Origin of the sequence: Massilia sp. GER05 (assembly GCF_052056005.1) — a bacterium.
Taxonomy (GTDB): domain Bacteria; phylum Pseudomonadota; class Gammaproteobacteria; order Burkholderiales; family Burkholderiaceae_D; genus Telluria; species Telluria orientalis.
On record NZ_CP178858.1, the window covers coordinates 2,760,376 to 2,777,855 of the forward strand.

Genomic DNA, 17,480 nt, shown 5'->3' on the forward strand with positions numbered 1-17,480 from the left:
TATAGGTCAGATCATAACGTTTATTTGTAACTGGTTATCTGGAATTTGCAATTATGCATCGGTTGGTGTACAGCAGGGCGTAATGACGTTACACTGTGGTAGAATTTCACAGCAGCAACTAATGTGGCGATACATCACATGCAAGAGCTCACCCCGGCCAATATCGTAGAGCGCCTCGACCTGCTCACGGAGGTCAGCGTCGCCCTCGGCGACGGCCATGACATCGGCGCCTTCCTCGACCGCATCCTGAAGGTCGCCAAGAGCATGACGCATGCGGACGGCGGCACGCTGTACCGCCCGAGCAGCGACGAGCGCAGCCTGTGCTTCCACATCTCGCTGAACGACACGCTGGAGATGTACCAGGGCGGCGCCAGCGGTGTGTCGATCGACCTGCAGCCGATTCCCCTGTACGACCAGCACGGCAACAAGAACCTCGCGTCGGTGGCGGCCTATGCGGCCAACTTCCACCAGTCCGTGAACATCGCCGACGTGTACAAGGCCGACGTCTTCAACTTCTCGGGCATGCGTTCGTTCGACCAGACGTTCGGCTACCGGTCCAAGTCGATCCTGACGGTGCCGATGACGAACCACGAGGGCGAACTGCTCGGCGTGCTCCAGCTGATCAACGCGAAGAACCGGGACACCGGCGAGATCGGCGTGTTCTCCGATACCGACCAGCGCTTCATCGAGGCGCTGGCGGCGCAGGCGGCCGTCGCGCTCACGAACCAGCAGCTCGTCGTGCAGATGGAACAGCTGCTGGAAGCCCTCGTCAACCTGATCAACATCGGCATCGACGAAAAATCGCCGTACACGGGCCGCCATTGCCAGTTCGTGCCGGAGCTGACGATGATGCTGGCCGAGGCCGTCCACGAGACGCCCATCGGGCCGATGGCGTCGTTTCGCATGAGCGACCGCGACCGCCGCGAACTGTGGCTGGCCGGCCTGCTGCACGACTGCGGCAAGATCACGACGCCGGTCCACGTCGTCGACAAGGCGACGAAGCTGGAGACGATCTTCGACCGCATCCACATGATCGATACGCGCTTCGAGGTGCTGTTGCGCGACGCCGAGATCCGCGCGCTGAAGGAGCAATGCCAGCCCGAGGCGAACCGCGCCACGATCGCCGACCGCCTCGCGTCCGAGCAGGCGCGCCTGCGCGCGGACCGCGACTTCCTGCGCCAGGCGAACATCGGCGGCGAAGGCATGTCGCCCGACGACCAGGAGCGCGTGCGCCGCATCGCCGCGGTTCGCTGGACGGGTCCGGACGGCGTCGAGCGCGATTTCCTCGACGAGGACGAGGTACGCAACCTGACCGTGCGCTTTGGTACACTCAACGACGATGAACGCAAGATCATCAACAACCACATCGTCGTGACCATCCGCATGCTCGAATCCCTGCCCTGGCCGAAGCACCTCAAGAACGTCCCGGAATACGCCGGCGGCCACCACGAACGCATGGACGGCAAGGGTTATCCGCGCGGCCTCACGCGCGAGCAGATGTCCGTGCAGGCGCGCGTGATGGCCATCGCCGACATCTTCGAGGCCCTCACGGCGCGCGACCGTCCGTACAAGAAGGGCAAGTCGCTGTCCGAATCGCTCCACATCCTCGGCAAGTTCGCCCTCAACGGCCACATCGACCCGGACCTGTTCGACATCTTCGTGCGCCAGAAGGTGTACCTGAAATTCGCGCGCAAGAACCTGGATCCGTCGCAGATCGACCACGTCGACGAGGCCGCGATCCCGGGCTATACGCCGTGAAGCTGTTGCGGCGCTACGGCGCGCGCTGGGCGCTCGGCATCCTCCTGACGCTGGCGGCCGTGCTGTACGCGAACGGCACCTGGCACAGCGACGCCATCGAGCGCCAGGACACCATCCTCGCCGACCTGCGCATGCGCCTGGAGGGGCCGGCGCCCGATCCGCGCATCGTCATCGTCGACATCGACCCGAAGAGCCTCGCCGCCGTCGGGCGGTTCCCGTGGAGCCGCGACGTGCTGGCGAAGCTGGTCGACCAGCTGGCCGGCCATTACCATGCGCGCACCATCGCCTTCGACGTGTCGTTCCCCGAGCCCGACACGAGCTCCGGCTACGCGGTGCTGGAGCGTCTCGCGCAGCGCGAGCTGAAGGACGTGCCGGGCGTGGCGACGAAGCTGGCGGCGCTCGAGCCGGCGCTCGATTACGACGGCCGCTTTGCCAGGGCACTGGCCGGACGCCCCGTGCTGCTGGGCTATAGCGTGTCGGCGGAGCTGGCCAAGGGCGTGCTGCCGAAGCCCGCGTTCACGGTCGCGGACCTGGGCGGGCGCTCGCTCGACGCCTACCGGAGCGCCGGCTACGAGGCGAACATCGCGCGCCTGCAGGAGGCGGCGCTGGGCGCCGGCATCTTCTCGGTCGACCCGGACGTGGACGGCGTCGTGCGCACGGTCCCGCTGCTGCAGCGCATCGGCGACGGCTACTATCCCACGCTCGGCCTTGCCACGGCAGCCGTCTACCTGGGCGCGACGGCGATCCGCCCCGACTTCGGCACCGCGGAAGTCCTCGCCCAGGACGAGGTGGCCGGCGCCGACCGCATCGTCCTCGTGCGGCCGCAGGGACGGAAGGTCGCCATCCCGGTGGGCGACGGCCTGACGACGGTCGTGCAGTTCCGCGGCCCGGGCGGCCCGCAGGGCGGGACGTTCCGCTACGTGTCCGCCGTCGACGTGCTGCAGGGCAGGGTGCCCCCGGCCTTGCTGGAGGATGTCGTCGCCCTCGTCGGCACGACGGCACCAGGCCTGCAGGACCTGCGCTCGACACCCGTGAGCAGCGTCTATCCGGGCGTGGAAGTGCACGCCAACGTGATCAAGTCGATCCTCGACCGCCGCTTCAAGTCGCATCCCGACTTCGCGACGGCCGTCGAATTTTTCCAGATCGTCGTGGCGGGAACCCTGCTCGCGCTGCTGCTGCCGGCGCTGTCGCCGCTGCCGGCCGTGCTGGTATCCGCCGCTGTCTTCGCCGGCGTTGTCGGCGCCAACTGGGCCCTGTACCGCCAGTTGGACTGGACGGTCGACATGTTCGTCTGCCTGCTGCTCGTCGCGCTGCTGTTCGTCGTGAACCTGGCATGGGGCTATCTGTTCGAGTTCCGCAAGGGCCGCGCGCTCGTCTCGCGCTTCGGCGAATACGTGGCGCCGGAACTCGTCGCGCAGATGGCCGAGAATCCGGAAGCCTATACGATGGAAGGCGAAAGCCGCGAGCTGTCCGTGATGTTCGTCGACGTGCGCGGCTTCACGACGATTTCGGAAGGACTGTCGCCGAAGGCGCTGCGCGAGTACATCAATCTCTATCTCACCGCGATGTCCGAGGACATCCGCGGCAGCCACCAGGGCACACTCGACAAATACATCGGCGACGCCGTGATGGCTTTCTGGGGCGCGCCCGTCGCCTTTGCCGACCACGCGAGCCGCGCGGTGGCCACGTCGCTGCTGATGCAGGCCAGCGCGGCGCGCCTGAACGAGGATTTCCAGCGGCGCGGCTGGCCCCCGCTCGCGATCGGCATCGGCATCAACTCGGGCCTGATGCACGTGGGCGACATGGGCTCCGCGATCCGCCGCGCTTACACGGTGATGGGCGACGCGGTGAACCTCGGCTCGCGCCTGGAAGGCATCACGAAGGTGTACGGCGTCGGGATCGCGGTCGGGGAGGCCACGCGCCTGGCCGCGCCGGAATTCGTCTACCGCGAACTGGATCTCGTGCGCGTAAAGGGCAAGAACGAGCCGGTGGCGATCTTCGAACCGCTCGGCAAGCCGGCCGATCTCGATCCCGCCGTGCTGGACGAACTGGCCGCGTGGGATGCGGCGCTGGCCAGGGTGCGCATGCGGGACTGGGATGGCGCGCAAGGCGCGATCGCGGCGCTGCACGCGGCGCATCCGCAGCGCGCGCTCTACGCCCTGTATCTGGAACGGATCGCGCACTGGCGTGCGGACCCGCCGGGGGCAGGGTGGGATGGGGTGACGACGTTCGAGACGAAATAGCCCGTTTCGTAAGACACCGTCGTTCCCGGCTTGGTCGCGGAAATTGGGCCCCCGCCTTCGCGGGGGCGACGGCGGATGTATCGGTCGCACAACGCGGTATCCGGTATTCCCCCCATCCCGTGGGGAAGAAGCCGGCATTCTCCATTATTTTTCTCTCAAGCAAGTAAAACCTCTTTACACTCGTCGAGGGGCCCGGGGATGCATGGGCCAGAACAATAACGATATGGTCATCCACAACATGAAACTACGCTTGGCACGCCTGGTCGCGGGCTCGGTGCTGGCTGCCGCCGCCGGCGCCGCCTGGGCCGACGATGCGATCCGGTTCGAGATCAGCCGCTACGACGTGAGCGGCAACACGCTGCTGCCCGCCGCCGACGTGCAGGCCGCCGTCGCCCCGTACACGGGCGCCGGCCGCGACTTCGGCGACGTCCAGCGCGCCCTGGAAGCGCTCGAGGCGCTGTACCACGCGCGCGGCTGGAACGTCGTCACCGTCCAGTTGCCGGAACAGGAACTCAATGGCGGCGTCGTGCGCCTGCACGTCGTCCAGACGAAAGTGCGCCAGGTCGAGGTGACGGGCAACCGCTGGTTCTCCGAGGCGAACGTGCGCGCGAGCCTGCCCACGCTGGTCCCGGGCGCGACGCCCAACCTGGCCGAGGTGTCGCGCAACCTCCGGCTCGTCAACGAGAACCCGGCGAAGAAGGTCAAGCTGAGCCTCGCCGGTGCCGACGCGAATGGCGAAGACGCGGTCGACGCGAAGGTCGAGGTGGCAGACGAGCGCCCGTGGAAGGTGATGTTCAACGCCGACAACACGGGCACCGAATCCACCGGCAAGACCCACGCGGGCGTGCTGCTGCAGCATGCGAACCTGTGGGGCCGCGACCACGTGGGCACCCTGCAGTACACGACGACGGCCGAGCGCCCGGACCGCGTGGCCGTGTGGGCCGCCGGCTACCACGTGCCGCTGTACGCGCTGGGCGATTCCATCGACCTGTTCGCGAGCTATTCGGACGTCGACTCGGGCGCCGTCAATGCCGGGCTGTTCGACCTCGCCGTGAGCGGCAAGGGCACGGTCTACGGCGGCCGCTACAACCACGTGCTGCCCAAGCGCGGCAACCTGGAGAGCCGCATCGTCCTTGGTTTCGACGTCAAGGCCTACCGCAACAACGTCGTCTTCGGCACGCAGAACTTCGGCAACGACGTCACCGTGCGTCCGCTGAGCATCGCCTGGGCCGGCACCCATGCGACGGCCGACGGCCAGGCCGATTTCTCGATCGCCCTGCTGCAGAACGTGCCGGGCGGCGCGCGCGGCAGCGCGGACGACTTCGCGGCCGTGCGCAGCGGCGCCAGGGCCGGCTACCGCATGGTGCGCTTCGCGGCCGCCCTCACCAGCATCGTGGCCGCCGACTGGCAGACGCGCGTGCTGCTGAACGGCCAGTGGACGCATGATGCGCTGGTGCCGGGCGAGCAGTTCGGCGCCGGCGGCGCGACGACCGTGCGCGGCTTCGGCGAACGCGATCTCGCGACGGACACGGGCATCGTCTCCAACATCGAACTGTACACGCCCGACCTGTGCGGCCGCGTGGGCTGGCAATGCCGCCTGCTCGGCTTCTACGACACGGCCTGGGGCGAGCGCAATCGCGCACTCCCGGCCGAGCTGCATCGCACCGCGATCTCCAGCACGGGCCTCGGCCTGCGTGTCTCGGCGGGCAGCGCGGCCAGCGTGCAGCTCGACTACGGCCACGGCCTGCACGTCGGCCAGGTGGCGGCCACCAGCAGGAACAAGCTCCACGTGCGCGTGGCGCTCGCGTATTGAGGATCCATCCATGACTTCTTCCATCCAAAGACGGCTCGGTGCGCTGCTGCTCGCGGCGTGTTACTGCGCCACCGGTTCTGCCGCGCCCACGCTGCCGCAGGTCGTCGCCGGCCAGGCGACGTTCAACCAGCAGGGCAACGTGTTCTCGATCACGAACACGCCTGGCGCGATCATCAACTGGCAGAGTTTCAATATCGGCGCCGGCGAGGTCACGCGCTTCATCCAGCAGAGCGCGGACAGCGCGGTGCTGAACCGCGTGCTGGGCCAGGACCCGACGAAGATCCTCGGCGCGCTGCAATCGAACGGCAAGGTCTTCCTGATCAACCCGAACGGTATCCTGTTCGGCCAGGGGGCGCGCGTGGACGTGAACGGTCTCGTGGCCTCCACCCTGAACATCAGCGACGCCGACTTCCAGGCGGGCCGCAAGCGCTTCCAGGCGGGTACCGTCGCGGGCAGCGTGCGCAACGAGGGCACGATCGCGACGCCGTCCGGCGGCCAGGTCTTCCTGATCGCGCCGAATGTCGAGAACACGGGCATCGTCACGGCACCGAACGGCGACGTGATCCTCGCGGCGGGCCACAGCGTGCAACTGGTGGATTCGAACGATCCGGACCTGCGTGTGGAGCTTTCCGCGCCGGCCGGACAGGCCATCAACCTTGGGCAGGTGATCGCGCAGGGCGGCCGCATCGGCATCTACGGCGCCCTGGTGAACCAGCGCGGCGTCGTCAACGCGGACAGCGCCGTCATGGGCGCGAACGGCCGTGTCGTCCTGAAAGCGAGCCGCGCGGTCGCGCTGGACGCGGGCAGCGTGACGCGCGCTGCCGGTAGCGCGGGCGCGGACGGCGGCACGGTGCAGGTGCTGGGCCAGCAGGTGGATGTCGCCGCGGGCGCGGGCGTGGATGCGAGCGGCCGCAATGGCGGCACGGTGCTCGTCGGCGGCGGCTGGCAGGGCGGCGGCGGCATCATGCGCGCGCAGGCCACCACGGTAGCGAAGGGCGCCGTCATCCGTGCCGACGGCAGTGGTGGTAACCACGGCGGCAACGGCGGCAAGGTCGTGCTGTGGTCCGATGGCGCGACGGCGGCGCACGGCATCGTCTCGGCACGCGGCAGCGCGGCCGGCGGCAAGGTCGAGACGTCGGGCCATGTGCTCGACGTGGACGGCATCGCGGTCGACGCCTCCGGCAGCAAGGGGACGAACGGCACGTGGCTGCTGGACCCGTACGACATCGAGGTCGTGGCGGGCGGCGCGGCGGACACGGACGACGTCACCCGCCTGGCGCCTGCCACGCTCACGGCCCCCGGCACGGACGTCGTCCTGCAGGCGGAGCACGACCTCACCATCACGGACGCGCTGGACGCAGCCGCCAGCGTACGCGCGACGGCGGGTAACGACATCCGCGTCAACGCCCGGGTGAGCGCGGGCGGCGACCTCGATTTCCGCGCGCAGAATGCGTTCACGCTGGGCGCCAACGGCCTGCTCAAGACCGGGAACTACATCGACGTCAGCGCCAACCAGATCACGCTGGCGGGCAGTATCGCGGGAACCGGTGCCGGCACCGGCCAGTTGCCGATCCTGACCCTGACGTCGGCCGATCCGGGCCGCGCCATCCGCATCGGCACGGGGACCGGCAGCACGGGTGCGCTGGCGCTGGACGCCGCATCCCTGCAGCGCCTGAGCAGCAACCTGTTCGAGATCAACGTGGGCAACAGCGCGCACAAGGGCACCGTGTCCGTGGACAGCGCGCTCGCCGCGGCGACCAACGTGGTGCTGGAAAACGCCGGCGACATCCACATCGGCGCACCCGTCGACCTGACCGCGAACGCGGCCAGCCGCTTCATCGCGAGCCAGTACGCGCCGGGTGGCCGGATCGACGTCGCGGGCAGCGTGAAGGCAGCGAAATCCGTGCTGCTGCAGGGCGACTGGCTGGGGATCGGCGCGACCGTGTCCGCCGACAAGGTCACGCTGCAGCCCAACAGCGCGGGCACGCACATCGGCATCGGCGGCACGGGCCAGTCCGACGGCTTCATGATCGGCCAGGCGGCCCTGTCCAATGTGCGGACGAACGATCTCACGATCGGCGGGCTGGCCGGCGGCTGGGGCGGCATCGACGTCGACGGCGCCGCGAGCTTCGCGGGCGCGAAGCTGACCCTCGATGCGGGCGCCGGCGAGCTGGCGATCAAGGACGCGTTGGGTGCAACCGGCACGCTGGCGCTGACGTCGACCGCGGGCATCTATGAGCAGAACAGCGGCACCGTCAGGGCGGGCAATGTGGCGCTGCGCGGCGGCCAGGTGATTCTCACCGGCGCCAACGAGATCGGCACGCTGTCCGGCAGTGCGAGCGGCGACCCGTTCCACGTCGTGAACCGGGGCGCCCTGCGCATCGGCACCGTCGACGGCATGAGCGGCATCGCCGCGCCCAACGCCAGCGTGCAAGTCATCACCGGCGGTCTCCTGACGCTCGATGCCGGCATCACCGGCGCCGGCGCGACCCTGGACGCGGCGGGCATCGCGGGCAGCGGCCTGCTGCAGGCCGGCACGCTGACGCTGAAGTCCAGCGCCGGCATCGGCACCACGACGAGCCCGCTCAAGACAAGCACCGGTATCCTGACGGCGTCCAACCAGGGCACGGGCAGCCTGCCGATCAACATCGCCAATACGGGTTTCCTCGAGCTGCGCCGGGCCGTGCAGGACGGTGAGGGCAATGCTGGCGCGATCGCCATCGACAGCGTGGGCGGCATGATCGTGCCCGCGTTCGTCGAGACCAACGGCGCCGGCGAAGTACGGACCAACAGCGGCGACATCAGCCTCACGACGCACAGCCCGCTGACCATCGATGGCCGCGTGGCGACGACGAGCGGCAACGTGCGCCTCTTCGCCGACAATGGCGGCGTCCTCAAGATCAGCGACCGCGCCAACGTGATGTCGGTCACCGGCAACGTCACCATCACGGCAGGCACCACGGAGATCGCGCCGAACAGGGTCACGGGCGCGCACGTCGACATCATCGCCACGAACGATGGCACGACGACGCCGACCCCGACGCCAACGCCGACACTCGACGCCTGCCTCGCCGACCGCACCGCGGCCGGCTGCGCCCCCGTGCTGGCGGCCGCGCTGCAGGCCTGCACGGCGAATCCGTCCGCCCCGCACTGCGGCGAGATCATGCCGACGTACGAGACGTGCTCGGCCCAGCCCACCGCGCCGGGCTGCGGCCCCATCATCAAGGAACACGACGCGATCACCGCGTGCATGGCCGACCCGAAGGCGCCGGGCTGCACGACCACGTTGCCCGTGTACGACGTCTGCAAGACGGCGCCGGCGACCTATGGCTGCGCCGTCGTCATCAAGGAGCACGACGCCATCAGCGCCTGCATCGCCGATCCGAAGGCGCCGGGCTGCACGGCGACCTTGCCGCCGCTGGACCAGTGCCGCGCGGACGGCAGCGCCTACGGCTGTGCGGCCGTGCTGGCGCGCGCCCGGTTCGACGCCTGCCTCGCGAATCCGTCCGGCGCGGGCTGCGGCGACATCCTGCCGAAGCTGGACGTGTGCAAGCTGACGCCGTCGCTGGAAGGTTGTACGCAGGTGCTGGCGCTGGGCTTCCAGGCCTGCCTCGCGAACCCCCACGATGCGAGCTGCAGCGGCATCCTGCCCACGCTGACGCAATGCCAGGGCAATACGAAACTGCCCGGCTGCGACGCCGTGCTGCCGACCCTGGCGCAATGCATCGGCAGCCCGAGCCTGCAGGGCTGCGACGTGCGCCTGCCGAGCCTCGCCGTCTGCGCGGCGGCGCCGAACACGGCGGGCTGCGAGGCCGTGCTGCCGACGGCGTCGTTCTGCAGCACGCATCCGGGCGACGCCAGCTGCGTGATCTTCAGCGGCGGCGCCGGCGCCGGCCAGGACACGCAGGGCACGCCGGTGGCCCAGGCGGTACAGACGGTCGTCCAACTCATCAACACGTCGACGCCCACTAACACCGGCAGCGGTGCCGACAAGAGCGGCAAGGACGCGGCGGCCGGCAAGCCGGGCGAACGCCTGTCGGGCCTCGCGCAAGCGGAACAATCTGGAGTCAAGAATGAAAAACCTGCGACCAAAATGTACTGCAATTGAGGCGCTGGCCCGGGTCCTGCTGTGCGCCGTGCTGCTGTTCGGCGCAGGCGCGGCATGGGCAGGGCAGGCCGTGGGCATCGTGGAACACCTGAGCGGGCCGCTGATGGACCGCAAGGCCGACGGCACCGTCAAGATACTCGCAGCGAAGTCGGAAGTGGAGAGCGGCGACACGCTCGTGGCGGAGAAGAACACCTACGCGCAGATCCGCTTCATCGACAACAGCGAGATCACGCTGCGCCCCGGCACGACCTTCAAGATCGACAACTTCGCGTATGACGCCGACAAGCCGGAGGCCGACAGCGCCGCATTCAGCCTCGTGAAGGGCGGCCTGCGTTCGATCACGGGCCTGCTGGGCAAGCGCAACAAGGAGAAGTTCCAGCTCAAGACGCCGGCGGCCACGATCGGCATCCGCGGCACGACGTTCATCGCGCAGTGGGTCGAAGCCGCGGCCGCGGCGAAACAGGCGCCGGGGCCGGTCACGCCCGGTCTCGTGCCCGACCTGGCGCCGGGTCTGCACGTGGCGGTCCTGGACGGCATGATCGTCGTGACGAACCCGGGCGGCGCCCAGCATTTCCAGGCCGGCCAGTTCGGCTTCGTGCCCAACATGAGCGCGCCGCCGATCGTACTGCCGCAGAACCCGGGGCTGAAGTTCTCGCCGCCGCCGACGTTCAATATCGGTACGGGTGGACCGCTGGCGTCGCAGGGGCCTGCGGCGCAGCAGAATACGGTGGATTGCATCGTGCGCTAAGCCGAACGGCAAAACAACGTCGCCCCTGCGCAGGCAGGGGCCCAATTTTGCAAGCGCTGCGGTAACGCCAGCAAAATTGGGTCCCCGCCTTCGCGGGGACGACGAAGTAAAAAAAGCCTGTGCATCTTCCGATGCACAGGCTTTTTTGTGGGAGCGTACGACCGTTACAGCACGTCGCTCGCGTGATCCGCCAGGCGCGAACGCTCGCCGCGCGCCAAGGTCACGTGGCCGCCGTGACCCCAGCCCTTGAAGCGGTCGACCACGTACGTCAGGCCGCTCGAGCCCTCGGTGAGGTAAGGCGTGTCGATCTGCGCGATGTTGCCGAGGCAGAGGATCTTCGTGCCCGGGCCCGCGCGCGTGACCAGCGTCTTCATCTGCTTCGGCGTCAGGTTCTGCGCCTCGTCGATGATGAGGAATTTGTTCACGAACGTGCGGCCGCGCATGAAGTTCAGCGACTTGATCTTGATGCGCGAACGGATCAGGTCCTGCGTCGCCGCGCGGCCCCAGTCGCCGGCGTCGCCGTCGCCCTTCATCAGCACTTCCAGGTTGTCGTCGAAGGCGCCCATCCACGGCGACATCTTTTCTTCCTCGGTGCCGGGCAGGAAGCCGATGTCTTCGCCGACGGGCACGGTCACGCGGGTGACGATGATCTCGTTGTAGACCTTCGTCTCCAGCACCTGCGCGAGACCGGCGGCCAGCGCCAGCAGCGTCTTGCCGGTACCGGCTTGGCCGAGCAGCGAGACGAAGTCGATTTCCGGATTCATCAGGAGGTTCAGCGCGAAGTTCTGCTCGCGGTTGCGCGCCGTGATGCCCCACACGTTGTTCTTGTTGCTGGAATAGTCGCGCAGGGTCTGCAGCACGGCGGTCTTGCCGTTGATCTGCTTGACCTGGGCGTACAGCGGCGCTTCGCCGTTCTTCGGTTCCAGGTACACGAACTGGTTGACGAGCAGGGTCGGGATCAAGGGGCCCGTGATGCGGTAGAACGTGGACGAGTAGCCGCCCTTGATCTCCTGCCACGATTCGACGCCCTTGCCGTGCTTCGTCCAGAAGTCGTCCGGCAGCTGGACGATGCCCGAGTACAGCAGGTCGGTGTCTTCCAGCACGTGGTCGTTGAAGTAGTCTTCGGCGGCCAGGCCCAGCGCGCGCGCCTTGATGCGCATGTTGATGTCCTTCGACACCAGCACGATCGCGCGGCCCGGCTGCTCCGCTTCCAGCGCGCGCACGACACCGAGGATCTGGTTGTCGGCCTTGCCGGACGGGAGTCCCTCGGGCAGGGCGGCGCCGTTCAGGCGCGTCTGGAAGTGCAGGCGGCCCTTCGCATCCTTGTTGCCCAGCTTGGCCAGCGGGATGCCGGTCTCGATGGCGTCGTCGTCGACGTTGGCGATCAGCGCGTCCAGCGTGCGCGAGACCTGGCGTGCGTTGCGCGCGACCTCCGACATCCCCTTCTTGTGGTTGTCGAGTTCTTCCAGCGTCATCATCGGCAGGTAGACGTCGTGTTCCTCGAAGCGGAACAGCGAGGTCGGGTCGTGCATCAGCACGTTCGTGTCGAGCACGAACACCTTCGTGGTGCCCGACGTGTCGGCCTTGCGGCTCGCTTGCGACTTGACGTTGACCTCGACCGGCTTGTGCTTGGCCGGATGCGGCTCGTTCATGTCGGTCTCGCGCAGCTTGGCGCCGGCGCCTTCGGCCCTCGCCTTGCCGCGTTTCGCGGGCTTTTCGCCGCGTGCAGGCATCGGGGGCGTGGGTGGCGCAGCCACCGGCGTGTCTTCGCGCGCGGGCGCCTCGGCCAGCAGCGCGGCCTTCGACTTGCGCGGCTTCGTCGCCTTGGGGGCGGGTACGGCCGGGCCGCTGATCAGGTCTTCGACGGGGTCGTTTTCCGCTTTCGCGGTTGCGCGCACAGGCGTCTTGCCCGGTTCGGCCCTCGGGTAATCCTTGGCCAGCAAAATGGTTGCGGGCTTGGTGGGGAGTTTAGGCAGTGGCATCAGGTTCTCAATCCAGAAAAGAAGTCGGAAAAACGCTCCGCACGGCACGCGCGCGCCGTCGGGCAGACAGATGCAACTGGGGGGAGCTGCGAGGCGCCGGCGAAGCCCGGACGGGGGCCCTGGCCGGCTGCCAGATTGGAATGATGCGGTGAGGTAAAACAGTGACTCAAAATAGGCGTACGCTCGGCTAAAGGTTTTTGATAACCATCGCCAGCCCGCTCTTCAAGGCTGGCTTTTCAGGAATTCCAGCACTTCATCCACGTGATCATTGACTTTCACGCCACGCCATTCTTTCACCAACTTGCCGTCAGCGTCAATGACAAACGTACTGCGCTCGACCCCCCGCACTTTTTTGCCGTACATATTCTTCATCTTCATGACGTCGAACTGGGTGCACACGGCTTCGTCCGGATCGGAAATCAGTTCGAAGGGCAGGCCCAGCTTGGCCTTGAAATTTTCGTGCGAGCGCAGGGAATCGCGGCTGATGCCGTAGACGTCGGTGTTCAGCGCCTTGAATTCGTCGTAGCGGTCGCGGAAGTTCATCGCTTCCGTCGTGCACCCGGGGGTATTGTCTTTGGGATAGAAGTACAGCACCGTGTAGCGCGCCGGGCGACCATTCAGCTGGAAGGTCTGGGCGCCGGTCATCGGCGCGTTGAAGTTCGCCAGGGGCGCGGCGGCGCCGTCTGCGGTTGCGGGTGCTGCGGTTGGGCTTTCGGCCACGGTAATCTCCTGTCTCGCGGGCCTGGCACCGCGTGCTTACATGGTCTTGTCGAGGATGATCAGTTCGCCCGATCGTCCCGGTAACTCGCCCCACTGGACCGGATGCTCGGGCAGCGGGTCGTCTTTTATCTTCTCATAATAGTCCGCCATCGAGGCAAGTCGGTAGCCCTGGGCTTTCCAACCTGACAACAGCTGCTCGAATATGGGGGCGAGTTTCTGTCCTTCAAGCTCCGCGTGCAAGGTATACACGTGGTCGCGTTGCGGATCCGCCGTCAGCTTGAGCAAGTGGGCGGCAATATTGTTCTCGTCGATGACGGTGCCGTCGATCTCGCGGCCCAGCAGCTCGTCCAGCGTGGGCAAGGTGGTCGGCATCTGGATGTGCGACAGCCCGCGGTAGCGGTACGGGCCGAACTTCGGATCGGCCAGCGCGCCGTCGTCGCGCAACTGGGCGCGGCCGTCCGACGCGTAGCGGTAGCCCACCGCATCGTGGCGGGCGAACGCATGAGGGTTCATCTGCCAGCCCGCCGCGCCGTGCGTGTGCGGCGGCTCGCCGAACACTTGCGTATAGCGCTGCTCGCTCTTCTTCATCATGCGGTCCGTCCACGCGGCATCGCGCCCGCGCACATTGTCCTGCCACCAGACGTGGTCCCATGTGTGGATGCCGCATTCGAAGCCGGCGTCGCGCGCGGCGCGCATCTCGGCCGCCGCCTTCGCCCCGATGTCCGGGCCGGGCAGCAGCACGCCGTACATCAGCGTCCTGACGCCGTAGTGTTCAACCACGGACGTGCGCGACACTTTCTGGAAAAAGCCGGGACGCAGCGCGCGCCGCATCGCCCATCCCGTGTGGTCCGGGCCCAGCGAAAACAGGAACGTCGCGCCGGCCCCGTGCTTGTTCAGCATGCGCACGAGATTCGGCACGCCTTCGCGCGTGCCGCGGTAGGTGTCGACGTCGATCTTGAGGACGAGCAGCGGTGCCAAGGTGTGTCCTTCGCTTCAGTCGACGAGGGCCTGGGCCGCCGCGACCTGGCCGCGGTAGGCGTCGAAGATGTGGCGCAGTGCGTCCGCCATCGTCACGGCCGGTGCCCAACCGAGGTCGTTCTTCGTGTTCTCGATCTTCGGCACGCGGTTCTGCACGTCCTGGTAGCCGGTGCCGTAGTAGGCGCCCGAGCTGGTCTCGACGATCTGCACTTTCTGCGCGCCGGCCGCGTATTCCGGGTACTCGGCCGCGAGCTTCATCATCATGTCGGCCAGTTCGCGGATCGAATAATTGTTGACCGGGTTGCCGATGTTGTAGATCTGGCCGGTGGCACGGCCATCCTTGTTCTCGATGATCTTCATGAGCGCCGAGATGCCGTCGTCGATGTACGTGAAGGCGCGCTTCTGGTGGCCGCCGTCGACGAGCTGGATGGTCTCGCCGCGCACGATGTGGCCGAAGAACTGCGTCAGCACGCGCGACGAACCTTCCTTCGGCGTGTGGATGGAGTCGAGGCCGGCGCCGATCCAGTTGAACGGGCGGAACAGCGTGAAGTTCAGGCCTTCCATGCCGTAGCCCCAGATCACGCGGTCCATCAGCTGCTTCGCGCAGGCGTAGATCCAGCGCGGCTTGTTGATCGGGCCGTAGACCAGTTCGGAGTTCTCCGGATCGAATTCGGCGTCGCGGCTCATGCCGTAGACTTCCGACGTCGACGGGAAGATCAGGTGCTTTTTATATTTCGCGGCCGAGCGGACGATCGGCAGGTTCGCCTCGAAGTCCAGTTCGAAGACTTTCAGCGGCTCCTTCACATACGTCGACGGCGTCGCGATGGCCACCAGCGGCAGGATCACGTCGCATTTCTTGACGTGGTACTCGACCCATTCCGTGTTGATCGTGATGTCGCCTTCAAAAAAGTGCATGCGCGGATGGTCCAGCAGATGCGCGATCCGCTCGGAGTTCATGTCCATGCCATACACTTCCCAATCGGTCGTCTCCAGGATGCGCTTGGAGAGATGGTGGCCGATGAAGCCGTTGACGCCGAGGATGAGGACTTTTTTCATGTGGGTTTTCCTGGATGCTTGTTCAGGCCTGGCCTTCTGCGAGTTGTGCCCGCAGTTCGGCAGGGGAGATGCGCAGGCCGTCGGCCAGCAGGCTGTGGATGACCAGCGCGCGGCCGTCGCCGCAGACGCCGAGGATGGCATTATCGACGACCGCAAGGCCCGGCGAGAGGCCCTGAACATTACCGTTCTGTAATCGGGCGCGTTCGATGACGTAGCGGCGCGGCCCGACGTCCGTGAAGGCGCCGGGGTAGGGCGGGGCGACGGCGCGGTGCAGGTTGTACACCTCCTGCGCCGGTTTGGTCCAGTCGATGCGGCCGTCTTCCGGCTTGCGGCCGCCGAAGTAGCCGCCTTTCGTCAGGTCGTTCGGCGTGCGCGGCGCGGTGCCGGCCAGCAGGTCCGGCAGCACGTGGTACAGCGCCAGCTCCGCGGCGACCGTCACTTTGCCGAACACTTCGAACGCGGTGTCGTCGGGCAGGATCGGCACGGCCTGCTGGGCGACGATGGCGCCGGCGTCCGGTTTCACCGTCATCTCGTGCAGCGTGGCGCCCGTCTCGGTGGTGCCGTGCAGCACGGCCCAGTTGGTGGGCGCGCGGCCGCGGAACGCCGGCAGCAGCGAGCCGTGCATGTTGTACGCGGGCGCGATGTCGAGGATCGCCTGCGGCAGCATGTGGCGGAAGTAAAAGCTGAACATCAGGTCCGGCTGGGCTGCCTGGATGGCCGCGACCAGGTCGGCGCCTTTCGCATCACTGGGCGTGAGGTAGGGGATGCCTTCGGTCTCGCACAGCGAGAGGACGGATTCGAACCAGATGTTTTCGGTGGCGCTGTCCTGGTGCGTGATGACCAGGGCGACGTCGACGCCGCCGGCCAGCAGCACCTTCAGGCAGCGCACGCCCACGTTGTGGTAGGCGAAGACGACTGCGCGTTTGCGGGGTTGGGTCATATGTTTGGGGCCGTGATGGCCGATATGTGTTGGTGGATGCGTCATCCCCGTGGAAGCGGGGATCCAAGCCGAGTCCATTCCTGACGCTCAGTATGGGTTCCCGCTTCCGCGGGAACGACGTATCTTAGTGCCGCTTTCAGATCGTCAGCGCGCGACCTGCCGCTTCTCGATCCCGCCGAGTTCCGCCAGGTCCGGCGGCACGCCCTCCAGGATCGTGGCGACGACGTAGCGCGGCCGTGCGCGCACCTGCTGGTAGATGCGGCCCACGTATTCGCCCACGAGGCCGATGCCGAACAGGATCACGCCCATGAAGAAGAACGCGATCGCGAACAGCGTGAACACGCCTTCCGCCTCGGCGCCCAGCAGGAAGCGGCGGAAGATGAGCACCACCACCAGCAGCGCCGACAGCAGCGACAGGGTCATGCCCAGCAGCGAGAACATCTGCAGCGGCACGAGCGAGAAGCCCGTCATCAGGTCGAAATTCAGGCGAATGAGGCTGTAGAGCGAATATTTCGATTCGCCGGCCGCGCGTTCCTCGTGCTCGACGACGATCTCCGTCGGCTTGCGCGCGAACTTGTACGCGAGCGCCGGCACGAAGGTGTTCACTTCGCCGCACTGGTTGACGAGGTCGATCACGTTGCGGCCGTACGCGCGCAGCATGTTGCCCTGGTCCGTGATGTGGATGTTCGTGATGCGCTCGCGCACCCGGTTCATTGCCTTCGAAGCCACCGTGCGCCATGCCGAATCCTGGCGCTTGCGGCGGATCGAGCCCACGTAGTCGTAGCCCTCGCGCATCTTGGCGATCAGCTTGTGGATTTCTTCCGGCGGATTCTGCAGGTCGGCGTCGAGCGTGATGACGATCTGGCCGCGCGTCTGTTCGAAGCCCGCGAGGATCGCCATGTGCTGGCCGTAATTGCCGTTGAAGAGGACGACGCGCGTGACGTCCGGGCGCTTGCGGTACTGCTCCGCCAGGATCGCCACCGAGTTGTCGCGGCTGCCGTCGTTGACGAAGACGACTTCGTACGCGATACCCAGCGCATCCATCGCCGGGTACAGGCGCGCGAACAGATTCGCCAGGCCCGCTTCCTCGTTATAGACCGGAATGACGACCGAGACTTCCGGCTTCATGGCCAC

Annotated in this window: 11 protein-coding genes; 5 read left to right on the forward strand and 6 right to left on the reverse strand. The window is 67.1% G+C overall.

Annotated elements, in window-relative coordinates; translation table 11 throughout:
• Positions 1–138 precede the first annotated feature (138 nt).
• The 5 genes from ACL58G_RS12355 (at position 139) to ACL58G_RS12375 (ending at position 10,670) form a co-directional block, all read left to right on the forward strand.
• Positions 139–1,758: a GAF and HD-GYP domain-containing protein gene (locus ACL58G_RS12355; RefSeq protein ID WP_413383848.1), complete on the forward strand. Its 1,620-nt coding sequence runs from the start codon at positions 139–141 to the stop codon at positions 1,756–1,758.
• 2 nt (positions 1,759–1,760) lie between these two features.
• Entirely contained in the window at positions 1,761–4,001 is a 2,241-nt protein-coding gene (locus tag ACL58G_RS12360) for a CHASE2 domain-containing protein (RefSeq protein ID WP_440968014.1), read from the forward strand.
• A 238-nt stretch (positions 4,002–4,239) separates the two neighbouring features.
• Complete coding sequence (locus ACL58G_RS12365; RefSeq protein ID WP_413383852.1) at positions 4,240–5,814, forward strand: ShlB/FhaC/HecB family hemolysin secretion/activation protein; 1,575 nt, start codon at positions 4,240–4,242, stop codon at positions 5,812–5,814.
• 10 nt (positions 5,815–5,824) lie between these two features.
• Positions 5,825–9,922 carry a two-partner secretion domain-containing protein gene (locus ACL58G_RS12370; RefSeq protein ID WP_413383854.1) on the forward strand — a complete coding sequence of 1,366 codons (4,098 nt, stop codon included), beginning with the start codon at positions 5,825–5,827 and terminating at the stop codon, positions 9,920–9,922.
• Positions 9,888–10,670, forward strand: coding sequence for a FecR family protein (locus ACL58G_RS12375; protein ID WP_413383857.1), 783 nt, complete (start codon positions 9,888–9,890; stop codon positions 10,668–10,670). Before ACL58G_RS12370 ends, ACL58G_RS12375 begins: the two co-directional genes overlap by 35 nt.
• A gap of 164 nt (positions 10,671–10,834) precedes the next feature.
• Here ACL58G_RS12375 and ACL58G_RS12380 read toward each other — a convergent pair whose 3' ends face one another.
• The 6 genes from ACL58G_RS12380 to ACL58G_RS12405 form a co-directional block, all read right to left on the reverse strand.
• Positions 10,835–12,652, reverse strand: a complete 1,818-nt coding sequence (locus tag ACL58G_RS12380) for a PhoH family protein (RefSeq protein ID WP_413383859.1) — start codon at positions 12,650–12,652, stop codon at positions 10,835–10,837.
• Between the two features lie 222 nt (positions 12,653–12,874).
• Entirely contained in the window at positions 12,875–13,372 is a 498-nt protein-coding gene (locus tag ACL58G_RS12385; RefSeq protein ID WP_413383861.1) for a peroxiredoxin, read from the reverse strand.
• 36 nt (positions 13,373–13,408) lie between these two features.
• Positions 13,409–14,350 carry a polysaccharide deacetylase family protein gene (locus ACL58G_RS12390; protein WP_440967152.1) on the reverse strand — a complete coding sequence of 314 codons (942 nt, stop codon included), beginning with the start codon at positions 14,348–14,350 and terminating at the stop codon, positions 13,409–13,411.
• Between the two features lie 15 nt (positions 14,351–14,365).
• Complete coding sequence (locus ACL58G_RS12395; protein ID WP_440967153.1) at positions 14,366–15,406, reverse strand: bifunctional UDP-4-keto-pentose/UDP-xylose synthase; 1,041 nt, start codon at positions 15,404–15,406, stop codon at positions 14,366–14,368.
• A gap of 22 nt (positions 15,407–15,428) precedes the next feature.
• The gene (locus ACL58G_RS12400; protein WP_440967154.1) at positions 15,429–16,346 is read right to left on the reverse strand and encodes a formyltransferase; all 918 of its coding nucleotides are present in this window, start codon (positions 16,344–16,346) and stop codon (positions 15,429–15,431) included.
• A gap of 144 nt (positions 16,347–16,490) precedes the next feature.
• Positions 16,491–17,474 carry a glycosyltransferase gene (locus ACL58G_RS12405; RefSeq protein ID WP_413383869.1) on the reverse strand — a complete coding sequence of 328 codons (984 nt, stop codon included), beginning with the start codon at positions 17,472–17,474 and terminating at the stop codon, positions 16,491–16,493.
• Positions 17,475–17,480 lie beyond the last annotated feature (6 nt).